The 12,052-nt window shown below is 59.7% G+C and carries 1 protein-coding gene and 1 pseudogene; one reads left to right on the forward strand and one right to left on the reverse strand.

Annotated features, from left to right (window positions below):
* Positions 1 to 30 precede the first annotated feature (30 nt).
* On the forward strand, positions 31 to 10,803 hold the full coding sequence (locus tag ABIQ96_RS21930; RefSeq protein ID WP_348216782.1) for a cadherin-like domain-containing protein: 10,773 nt from the start codon (positions 31 to 33) through the stop codon (positions 10,801 to 10,803).
* A gap of 656 nt (positions 10,804 to 11,459) precedes the next feature.
* On the opposite strand, the pseudogene ABIQ96_RS21935 reads toward ABIQ96_RS21930, so the two are convergent.
* A pseudogene (locus tag ABIQ96_RS21935) lies at positions 11,460 to 11,885 on the reverse strand (DUF1214 domain-containing protein); the annotation flags it as partial.
* Between the last annotated feature and the right edge of the window lie 167 nt (positions 11,886 to 12,052).

Below are 12,052 nucleotides of genomic sequence, written 5' to 3' on the forward strand. Positions count from 1 at the left end.
TAGTTCTCCCCCTATCCCCCCCCCCACCGTATGAAATCGTTTAGAAGTGTACTTCGTGTACTTGGCCTGCTGGCGTTCGGCAGCCTTGGCGTCACCGTTTGTGAGGCGCAAACTCCACCGGTAAGGATTCTGCCCTTGGGCGATTCTCTGACTTCCGGCGTCAGTACATCGGTCGTCCCCGGAGCTTACCGAAACCGGCTTTACAGCTTGTTGACGACGGCTGGCTACAATGTGGATTTCGTGGGAACCAATACGGATTCCAGCAATCCAACTCTTCCGGACAAGGATCATCAAGGTGTCGGTGGTGCCCGGATTGACGAGATCCAGACGAATTTGGCCGGTTGGCTGAACACGGTGGAAGATCCGGATGTGGTGCTTTTGCTCATCGGGACGAACGATTTCTCGCAAAATTTCAATCTCGGCTCCATTCAGACTCGTTGGACCAATTTGATCGCCGACATCGCGACGAAGCGTCCGTTTGCGAAGATCATCGTTTCGAATTTGCCCCTGAGAACGGACAGTGCCGGACTGGAATCCCAGCAAGTTTCTTTCAACTCCGCCCTCGCGGGAATCGTGAACAACCAGGTATTGCTGGGCCGTCAGGTTTCCCTTGTCGATATGCACTCCGCGTGGGTGCCAAGCGACTTGGTGGAAGGCGTGCACCCCAATCAGGGTGGCTACAACAAGATGGCGGATGTGTGGCTGCCAGCCATCGGCAGCGTGATTTCACCCTTGGGGACGACGAATCCTCCCGCGATTGTGCGCACCGGGCCACCGACGACCCCTCAGCAATTGACGGTTCGCTTCAGCAAACCGCTCGCCGATTCCGCCGCGACTCCGGCGAATTTCACCATCAACGGTGGATTGAGCGTTTCCGCCGCATCTCTGGATGTCGCGAGCAAGCGCATCATGACGCTGACGACCAGCTCGCAAGCTCCCGGCACGCTCTACACGCTCTCCGTCACCGGCGTCCGTGACCGCACGGCAGCCCAGACGCTCATCACGCCGGGCTCGACGATCGCCTTTTCCACCGACGCGCAAACCAACGGCAGCTTTGAAGCGGATTTCGCCGGTTGGACCACTTCCGGCAACCTTGAAATCAAGAATGCAGCTCCTTACGCACCAACCAACGGCGCCAAGCTGGTGGCCTTCAACGCGGGACAACTGACTCCAAACGGCGTGGTCAGCCAGACCTTCTCGACCACGGTCGGGATTGCCTACGTTCTCGCATTCGACGCGGGAGCACTCGGTGCCAATGCCCAGCAGCGCATGCAGGTGAATGTCACCGGCGGCAGCTCTCTCGTTTCGCAAATAGTCACCGTCACCGCTCCCGGTGGTGCCGGATCCACCTGGGCTCCGCAAAGTTTCTCGTTCGTGGCGAACAGCACGACCACGACAATGACCTTCACCGACATTTCCACGACCAGCAACAGCGTGGACCTTCTGCTGGACAATGTCCGCCTGACCACCCAGGTCCCGCGCACGCTGACGGTCTCCTCCACTCCGACAACCGGTGTGAACGTAACCCTCAGTCCTGCCGATCTCAACGGCGCGAGCGGAGCTCCCACCGGATTCAGCCGCCAATACGTCAATGGCACGGTCGTCACGATCTCCGCGCCTTCCGTCGTCGGAGCAAATGCCTTCGTCAAATGGCAACGCAACGGCGTGGACCTGACCACCAGCAGCAGCACGACCGTGACACTGGATGGTGACTACACCTTGAACGCCGTTTATTCGGCCAACAACCAAGTGCTCAACAACGGCAGCTTTGAAAATGGCTACACCGGCTGGACCCAGACGGGAAATCAGGAAATCAAAAGTCTTTCGCCTTACATCGCCTCCGACGGCACCAAGCTGGTGGCGTTCAACACCGGTAACCTCGCTCCTAACGGCATTCTGTCGCAAACCTTCCCGACCACTTCGGGAGCCACCTACACCGTCGCTTTCGACGCGGGTGTCTATTCCTTCAATACCAGCACTCAATCGCTGCAAGTCTCCGTCACCGGATCCGGCAGCGTTCTTTCCCAAGTCGTCAACCTGAGCGCCAACACCAACGGCACGACACGCTGGTTCCCGCAATCGTTCACCTTCGTGGCTAACAACGCGAGTTCCACGATCACTTTCCGCGACCAGTCGCCCACCTCGGCAGGTCTTGACCTTATTCTCGACAATGTCCGCGTCACCGGCCCTCCAGGGGGCCCCGTCAACAATTCGCCCGTCGCCGTGGCCGAAAGCTACACGACCAATCAAAACATCGCCTTGGTCGTTGCCGCGCCCGGTGTTCTTGCCAACGACACGGACAACGAGTCCAATCCACTGACCGCGGTGATCGGCACGACTCCAGCCCATGGCAGCGTGGTCCTGAATTCGAACGGCGGTTTCACCTACACCCCCACCACGGGATACTCCGGTCCGGATTCGTTCACCTACCGCGCCAACGACGGCAACTCCTTCTCCAGCTTCTCCACCGTCTCCCTCACCGTCAATGCGATCGCCACCGGCTCCCTCGTCAACGGCAGCTTCGAGTCCGGTGAAACCGGCTGGACCATGACCGGCAACCATATCGTTTACCCGTCAGATGCCAATTATGTCGCTTTCGACGGAACGAAGATGCTGGTCCTCAGCGGTGGTTCGCTCACTCCGGATGCGGTCATTTCCCAGACCTTCGGCACGACGCCCGGACAATCCTATCAGTTGACATTGAATGTCGGTGTGTTCGGCAACAACGGAATCGAACAACGTCTCGGAGTTGCACTGACAGGTACCGCTCCGCTGGTGACTCAAACGGCATCCGTGTTCGGAACCGGCGCGAGCGTTTCGACCTGGACGCCGAAGACCTACGCTTTCACCGCGGACAGCGCCACCACGACGCTGACCTTCACCGACCTCACGGTGACTTCCACCGGAGCCGACCTGCTGGTGGACAACGTCGCCGTCGCAGCAACGGTGGCCAACGCCGCACCCGTCGCTGTGGCTGATTCCTATTCGACTCCTCTGAACACCGCTCTGGTGGTCGCCGCATCGGGAGTTTTGGCAAACGACACGGACGCCAATAGCGATCCGCTCACCGCAGTGATCGATGCAACCACCACACACGGTGCCCTCGTGCTGAACGCCAACGGTGGTTTCACCTACACGCCCACCACCGGCTACGTCGGCCCGGATTCGTTCACCTATCATGCCAACGACGGCACCGTCGGATCCAATGTAGTGACAGCTTCCATCACCGTCTCCGCCGGTTCCCAACTGCTGGTCAACGGCAGCTTCGAAGCCGGCACTCCTGCCAACATTGGACCGGTTGACGGCTGGACCATGAGTGGAAACCAACCCACCCCGGGTGCCCCTACCGCTTACGTTCCTGATGGAGGATACCCCGCGACCGTCCCCGATGGAGTCCGCCTTCTCATTCTGAACGCCGGTGGCGACATCTTCACCGGTTTCGTTTCCCAACAATTCACCACGGTCCCCGGATCCACTTACTCGCTCAGCCTCAATGTGGGCGTCTTCTCGAGCGGAGTGGCCGGCAAGGTCCAACGCCTCCAAATCGGTGTTCAAGGCACCGCTTCCCTCCTTTCACAAACGGAAGAAGTCACTTCGGCCGCCGGCATCGCCGTGCTTGCCGCAAAGAATTACACCTTCGTAGCTGACAGCGGGACGACTACCCTGACTCTCTCCGACGCCTCGGCCGGTGTCGTCCCGGGAACCGCAAATCTATCCGACCTATTGGTGGACAACGTGAGTGTCAACGGCCAGCCCGGCGGCCCGCCCAACACCGCCCCGGTCGCAGTGGCTGACAGCTATTCCACCAATCAAAACACCGCCTTGGTCGTGGCCGCTGCCGGTGTCCTGGCCAATGACACCGATGCCGAAACCAATCCACTCACTGCCGCATTGGTCGCTAACGTCACACACGGCACGTTGGCTCTCGCTGCCAACGGTGGTTTCACCTACACCCCGACCACCGGCTACACCGGACCCGATTCGTTCACCTACAAGGCCAACGACGGGCTTCTCAATTCCAACACCGTGACGGTCTCACTCACCGTCAACTCGGTGCCCACCGGCGCATTGGTCAACGGCAGTTTCGAATCAGGATTCGCCGGATGGACCAACACCGGAGCTCAATCGATTCAATCCACCGCTCCCTACGCCGCGACCGACGGCAGTAAGCTGGTTTCATTCAACGACGGCAACCTGGCCCCTAGTGGCGTGCTTTCGCAAACGTTCGGCACGGTCGCCGGAGCCACCTACACGCTGGCCTTCGACGCCGGTCTTCTCTCCTACAACACGAATCCGCAGAAGATTCAGGCAAAAGTTGACGGCACATCCAACCTGCTCACCCAGGTCGTCACCGTCAGCCGCTCCGGCGGATCTAACATGCAGTGGTTTCCGCAGACATTCACGTTCGTTGCCAACAGCGTCACGACGACCCTGACCTTCACCGACCAATCCGCCTCCACCAGCGGCCTTGATCTAACACTCGACAATGTCCGCGTCACCGGTCCTCCTGCCGGCAACTCGGCTCCGATCGCCGTCGCGGATTCCTACCCGGCTTCCAAAGACACCGCTCTCGTGGTCGCCGCAGCCGGTGTGCTCAGCAACGATACCGACGCCCAGTCCAACACGCTCACCGCAGCCGTTGTTGCCAATGTGACTCACGGCACCTTGGTTCTCGCAGCCAACGGTGGATTCACCTATACCCCGACCACCGGCTACACCGGGCCGGATTCGTTCACCTACAAGGCGAACGACGGCGAATTTGACTCCAACGTGGTTACCGTTTCCATCACGGTCAGCACACCGATTTCCCAACTCCTGGTAAACGGCAGCTTTGAATCCAACTTCACCGGTTGGACCAACACTGGCAACCTGGTCATCGAATCCGCATCGCCTTATACGGCGACCAACGGCACCAAGCTCGCCGGATTCAACGGCGGCAACCTCACTCCTAACGGTGTCCTGTCGCAGACCTTCACTACGGTGGCCGGTCAAACCTACACGCTGACTTTCGACGCGGGCGTCCTCTCGTTCAATTTCTCACCGCAAAAGCTATTGGTAACCGCCGATGGCACAGCCAGCCTCCTCAATCAGTTGGTGACGGTCAATGGAACGAACAGCGGCACCAATGTCTGGACACCGAAGAGCTTCACCTTCGTGGCTGACAGCACCGTGACCACCCTCACCTTCCGCGACCAATCCGCTTCGACCGGAGGAATCGACCTTACTCTCGACAATGTCAGCGTCACCGGACCTCCGGGAGTGCCTAACACCGCTCCCGTTGCCGTCGCCGATTCCTATTCGACCTTCCAAGGTACCGCTCTTGTGGTCGCCTCAGCCGGAGTGCTTTCAAACGATACGGATGCCGAACTCAGCCCGCTGACCGCGGTCCTCGGCACCGGCCCGGCCCATGGCACCCTCACCCTGAATGCTAACGGAGGTTTCACCTACACACCCGCCGGCGGCTACTCGGGATCCGATTCCTTCACCTATCGCGCCAATGACGGCGTGCTCAACTCGAACCTCGTGACCGTTTCGATCACGGTAACTCCGGTCTCCGTCGGCGGACTCGCCAACGGCAGTTTCGAATTGGGTGAAGCAAGCTGGACCATGACCGGCAACCGCCTGGCTTACGATTCGACAGCGCCTTACGTCGCCTTCAACGGAACGAAGCTCCTCATCCTCAACGCCGGCCAAACGACGCCCGATGCGGTGGTAACCCAAGCCTTCGCCACGACTCCGGGACAAGCCTATCACCTTACCTACAATCAGGGCTTCCTCGCCAGCAACGGCGCAGAGCAAAAGCTCCAGGTAACCGTCACCGGAGCCACCCCCCTGCTTTCCCAAACCGATTCGGTCTTCGGAAATAGCGCGGGTAACACCCAATGGACGTCCAGAAGCTACAACTTCACCGCCGACAGTTCGGTCGCGATCCTGACCTTCACCGACGTTTCCCCGACCGGCTTGGGAATCGACCAATTGCTCGACAACGTCAGCGTCTCCGTCGTCGTTCCTAACACCGCTCCGGTAGCTGTCGCGGATTCCTATTCCGCCAACCTGAATACCGCCCTTGTCATCAATGCCGCCACCGGTGTGCTCGCCAATGATACGGATGCTCAATCCGACCCGCTCACCGCCGTCCAAGACTCCGGACCAAGCCACGGAACCCTGACCCTGAACCCTAACGGCAGCTTCACCTATACTCCGACCACCACCTACACCGGCCCCGACTCCTTCACCTATCATGCCAATGATGGCACCGTGGGATCGAACGTCGTGACCGTCTCGCTTACGGTGAACTCGGTGGCCACCTCCCAGCTTCTCGTCAACGGCAGCTTCGAATTGGACGAAACCGGTTGGACGATGACCGGCAACCGCTTCCCATACGCTTCCGATGGTTCCTACGTCGCCTTCGATGGCACTAAAATGATGGTGCTCAGTGGTGGCTCGAACACTCCCGACGCCGTGATTTCCCAAACTTTCGGAACCATCCCCGGCCAATCCTACGCGCTGACCTTCAATATGGGTGTCCTTTCGTTCAACAACGCCGAACAGAAACTCAACGTCAACGTGACCGGTGCCACCACGCTGATCAATCAGGCCGAATCCGTGTTTGGAAACAGCGGTGGCAACTCCGTCTGGACGCCGAAGTCATTCAACTTCGTGGCCGACAGCGCGACGACAACACTCACCTTCACCGACCTGTCACCGACCAGCAATCTCATCGATCTGTTGCTCGATAATGTCTCCGTGACCGGACCACCGGCCGGACCTGCCAATACGGCCCCGACCGCCGTGGCTGACAGCTATTCCGCCAATCAAAACACCCCTCTCGTGGTTGCCGCTCCCGGCGTGCTGGCCAATGATACAGATCCGGAATCCAATCCTCTGGCAGCTTTGACTGTCGGTAATCCAGCCCACGGCACGCTCGCCCTAAGCGCCAACGGCGGCTTCACCTACACGCCGACCAGCGGCTACACCGGACCGGATTCTTTCACCTACAAGGCCAATGACGGTCTGTTGGACTCAAATACGGTTACCGTTTCCCTCAATGTCAGCGCTGCGTTCGGAGGACTGGTGAACGGCAGCTTTGAATCGAACTTCACCGGCTGGACCACCACCGGTGCCCAGTCGATCCAGTCGTCGGCTCCCTACGTCCCCACCAACGGCTCCAAGCTGGTTTCCTTCAATGACGGCAACCTCGCTCCAAGCGCAGTGCTCTCCCAGACCTTCAACACGGTGGCGGGACAAACCTACACGCTTACCTTCGACGTTGGCGTTCTCTCTTACGTCACCACCCAACAGAAATTGTTGGTGACGGTGGATGGCACCGGCAGTCTGCTCAGCCAGTTGCTGACCATCAACACAACCGCCACCAACTCCAACACCTGGACTCCGCGCAGCTTCACCTTCACGGCGAACAGCGCCACCTCCACCCTGACCTTCCGTGACCAATCCACCGTCACGGCCGGTCTCGACATGACCTTGGACAACGTCGTCGTCACCGGCCCCGGTGGAGGATCCAACACCGCCCCGGTCGCTGTTGCCGACACCTATTCCACTCCGATGAACACCGCGCTCGTGGTAGCTGCAGCCGGAGTCCTAACCAACGACACCGACGCCCAATCGAACCCGCTCACCGCCGCGGTCGTCGCCAATGTATCTCACGGAACATTGAGCCTCGCAGCCAACGGTGGATTCACCTACACCCCGACCACCAGCTACACCGGTCCCGATTCGTTCACCTACAAGGCCAACGACGGTCTGTTGGATTCGAACACGGTCACCGTCTCGCTCACGGTCAGCGCCCCCGGAGTCAATGGTCTCGTCAACGGCAGCTTTGAATCCGACTTCACCGGCTGGACCACCGCCGGTAATGTCGTGATCCAAAACACCGCACCGTATGCACCGACCGATGGCACAAAACTCGCAGCCTTCAACTCGGGCAACACCGCGCCTAACGGAGTGTTGACCCAAACGTTTGCGACGACCCCCGGCACGTCATACTCTCTCGCTTTCGATGCCGGAACCCTGGCATTCAACACCTCACAGCAGAAAATTGCTGTAAGCGTCACCGGCACCGGCAGCCTCCTGTCGCAAACCGTGACCATCACGGGTGTCAGCAACACCACCAAATGGACGGCTCAAAGCTTCACCTTCGTCGCTAACAGCGCCAGCACGACCCTCAGCTTCACCGACACCTCCACGACCGGCAGCGGTTTGGATCTCGTGCTCGACAACGTCAGGGTCTTCAGCGGTGCCTCCGGCCTGAACACGGCACCGGTGGCCACGGACGACAACTACTCCACCACTCAGGGAACCGCTCTGGTGGTTGCTACTCCCGGAGTGCTCGGAAATGACATCGATGCCGAAACCAACCCGATGACGGCGATCCTTGTCGCCGGTCCTGCCAGCGGCAGCCTGACGCTCAATCCTAACGGAGGATTCACCTACACTCCCGTTAGCGGATTCAGCGGCACCGCCACCTTTACCTACAAGGCGAATGATGGCCTCCTCGACTCCACCACCGCCACCGTTTCCATCTCGGTCTCAACGGTCGGTGCCTTGGTCAATGGCAGCTTCGAAACCGGCGTCCTCGCTCCATGGACCGCTTCCGGCGGCACCGTGGACAGCGCCCGAATCAACAGCGTTACCGGTGGAACCGACGGCACCAAGATCGTCGAGTTCAATGCTTCCAACTCACCGAACGGCGGCAGCATCACGCAGACGTTCACGACGACTCCCGGCATCGATTACATCCTGACCTTTGATCTCGGAGTTTACGCCTTCAACACCAGCCTTCAATCCCTCCAGGTCACCGCGACCGGCAGCGGTAGTTTGCTCAATCAGACCGCCTCGATCAACGGCATCGGCGGCGGCACGGTCAAATGGGTTGCGAAGAGCTATAACTTCACCGCCAACAGCACCACCACCACTTTGAAGTTCACGGACACCTCGTCCACCACCAACTCCATCGACGTCCTGCTCGACAACGTCCGCGTCATCAATGCCAACGCCCGCATCCTCACGGTGGACTCGGTGATCGGCAGCAATGTCGCCATGATCATCAGCCCGGGCGACAACAATGGAAATGCCAACGGATCCACCCTGCTTACCCGGAACTACAACCTTGGATCCGTGGTCTCGCTGACCGCTCCGGGCACCGCCCCTAACGGCGCAACCTTCGCCAAATGGGTGAAGGACGGAGTCGATTTCGCCGTCACTCCGGCCACCAGCGTCACGATCTCCGCCAACACCAGCATGGTTGCGGTCTATTCCGGCGGAACCTTCGCCCCCTTGGGATCCAACATCGTTCAGAACGGAAGCTTCGAATCACTGGACGGCAGCTCGTGGGCCACATCCTGGAACCGCGCTAACAGCTCCAACCGCATCGAGCAACCCGGTTCGGCCTCTGGTTTCCCTTCCGACGGCAACAACATGCTCTCCTTCAATGTGGGCGGCACACCAACCACCGGCGTAGCTTCGCAAACGTTAGCCACGACCGTCGGCACCACCTACACACTGCAATTGGATGTCTCTGCCTACGCACCCGGGATTTCCGGGATCAGCCAATCCCTGAATGTCGCTGTCGAGGGTTCCGGAATCCTGCTCTCCCGCACAGTGAGTATTGTCAGCAGCGGCACGACGACCGTGTGGGCGCCGCAGACCTTCACCTTCACGGCCAACACCACCGCGACCACGTTGTTCCTGGCGGATGCATCCTCCACCGGAAATGGCACCGACCTCTTCGTGGACAACGTCCGAATCCGCCCCGGCACGCTGGCTCCCGTGACTCTCGCGGTGAACTCCACCCCGGCCGCCGGCAAGGTGATAACGGTCAGCACTCCCGATCTCGCAGGTCAGGGCAACGGAACCACGGGCTTCAGCCGCATCTATGCAGCAGGCACCACGGTGAACATGGTCGCTCCCTACGCCAACTTTGTGAAGTGGCTCAAAAACGGTGCGTGGTATGCCACCAACCCAACCATCTCGGTGGTGGTCGATGCCAACACCACGATGACCGCGGTTTACACCACGACACCCGTGCTCGGTCCGTTCACCAACGGCAGCTTTGAAAGCGAGTTCACCGGTTGGACTTGGTCTGGCAGCCAGCAATCCGTCAAGGTCAAGGACGGCCTGCCTTCCACCGATGGTCTGATCGTCGTCGAGTTCAATAGCAACAGCTCCGGCCTCGATGGATCGATTACCCAGACGTTCACCACCACTCCGGGCACGCTCTACACCCTCACCTTCGACATCGGCACCAAGGCGTTCAACACCTCGAATCAAACGCTCAAGTGCCAGGTCACCGGTTCGAGCAGCCTGGTGAACCAGAACTTCTCGATCACCGGCACTGGCGGAGGAAACGTCAACTACGCTGGCAAAACCGTGACGTTCACTGCGAACAGCACCTCCACCACATTGACCTTCAGCGATCAGTCCACCACCGGCGACGGTCTCGACCTTTTGTTGGACAATGTGCGCCTCAACGGTTCCACGGGAGCGTCTGCCATCCCGCTTCCTCCTCAAGAGTCTCTGGCCATCGCTCCCATCGTCCCCACCAACGGTGACGGCGGTCTCGGATCGGCCTCGTTGACAGCCACCGCTCCGGGCGAATTCCGGATCAGCTCGAGCGCTGCCGTTGATGGCGTGTATTTCCTCCAACGTTCGGAAGACCTCTCGACTTGGGAAACCATCGAAGAAAAGGAGTTTTCCGCCGGCCCGATCGAATTCAACGACGCATCCGCCTCCGAAACTCCGAAGAGCCGGATGTTCTATCGGATCGGCGGCCCGTCGGCGGACTAACGGACAAAGCCCGTCACAACCAGGTCATCTATCCGGCATCCGGGAGCCTTCCCGGATGCCGGATTCTTTGATGGGTGGGACCATTTTCTTTCCGACATCTTCAGGATATCGGTGATTGTCTCCGATTGCTGTTTCCTTTCACCCAGCAGCCGCCCTAGCAAAAGTCATGGAGAGCGCGCGGATGCTGCAACTGGATCCATACAGAACTCATGAAACGAGCTTCGCGCCGCCCATGAACGGCCATGGGCTTCGGCGTGTGCCGCCACCGGACTATCGCGGCGGGGAATCGAAAATCTGTTTCGCGATTCGCTGGGAGTCGGCCCGAATGCCTTCCTGCGCGCGCCGCCTGCACCGCCTGCACCGCCTGCACCGCCTGCACCGCGTGCATCACGAACTCCACGACTGCGACCCGGCACCGGGCGTCACAAGGAGCGTGCGCTCCGATGGGGATTCTGGCACATGGCCCATTTCACGCACGACTACCGAAGGCTTTTCGGCGAGACGCCCGGCGAGACAGTTAGACGGACACCGCACGGGTGAACATTTCACGCAAGCGGCAGATGGGCAGCTAGGTTTGATGGAAGATTTTGTTTCGCGGGCGAATCCGCGGGCCGCCTAGCAGGACACGGCCCGCGCGTTTCGCCATCGAAGCCAGGCTATTCGACGGCCTTCACCCCAGGGATCTTCCACGAACCGTCGATGATCGAAGGGTCCGTCTCGCTCGGCCAGTAGAGGCGCAGCATGAGAATGAACTTGTCCTTCGGGGCAGGCAGCCAGTTCGATTCCTTTTCGGTGCCGGGGCTTTCATTCTGGATGTAGAGGTCGACGGAGCCGTCCGCGTTCGCCTTCAAATCCTGACGGGCGCTGATGCTCTGGCGATTGAGCGGGTTCTTCACAAAGAAGTAGTTCCCGTCATACAGGGTGAGTGACCAGAAGCCCTTCGCGGGCGGGAGTTCACCCTTCTCGAAGTGCATCACGTAATTCTTCTCACCGGTGTAGGATCCGAGAATGTCGGAGCCTTCGGAAGTCGGATAGATGGCATCCTGCGGGCGGTTCGCGCCGAGACCGATGGCGGTCATCATGCCATCGGGTGAATGGCACCAGTTTCCCCAGCAGAATCACATTGGCCAGGTAGAGGAATATCGACAGCATTTCTTTTGCTTCATCAATCAGCTTCTCCTTCACGCCCGATTTCTTCTCACTGTTGGGATTCATTCTTGGTTTGCTCGTGTTCGTCATTTCGCGGGTG

Source organism: Luteolibacter sp., from assembly GCF_039920825.1.
Lineage (GTDB): Bacteria > Verrucomicrobiota > Verrucomicrobiia > Verrucomicrobiales > Akkermansiaceae > Luteolibacter.

What these genes read in the sequence shown, in the direction of transcription:
- ABIQ96_RS21930 (WP_348216782.1), top strand. Translation starts at nt 31, where the DNA reads ATGAAATCGTTTAGAAGTGTACTTCGTGTACTTGGCCTGCTGGCGTTC.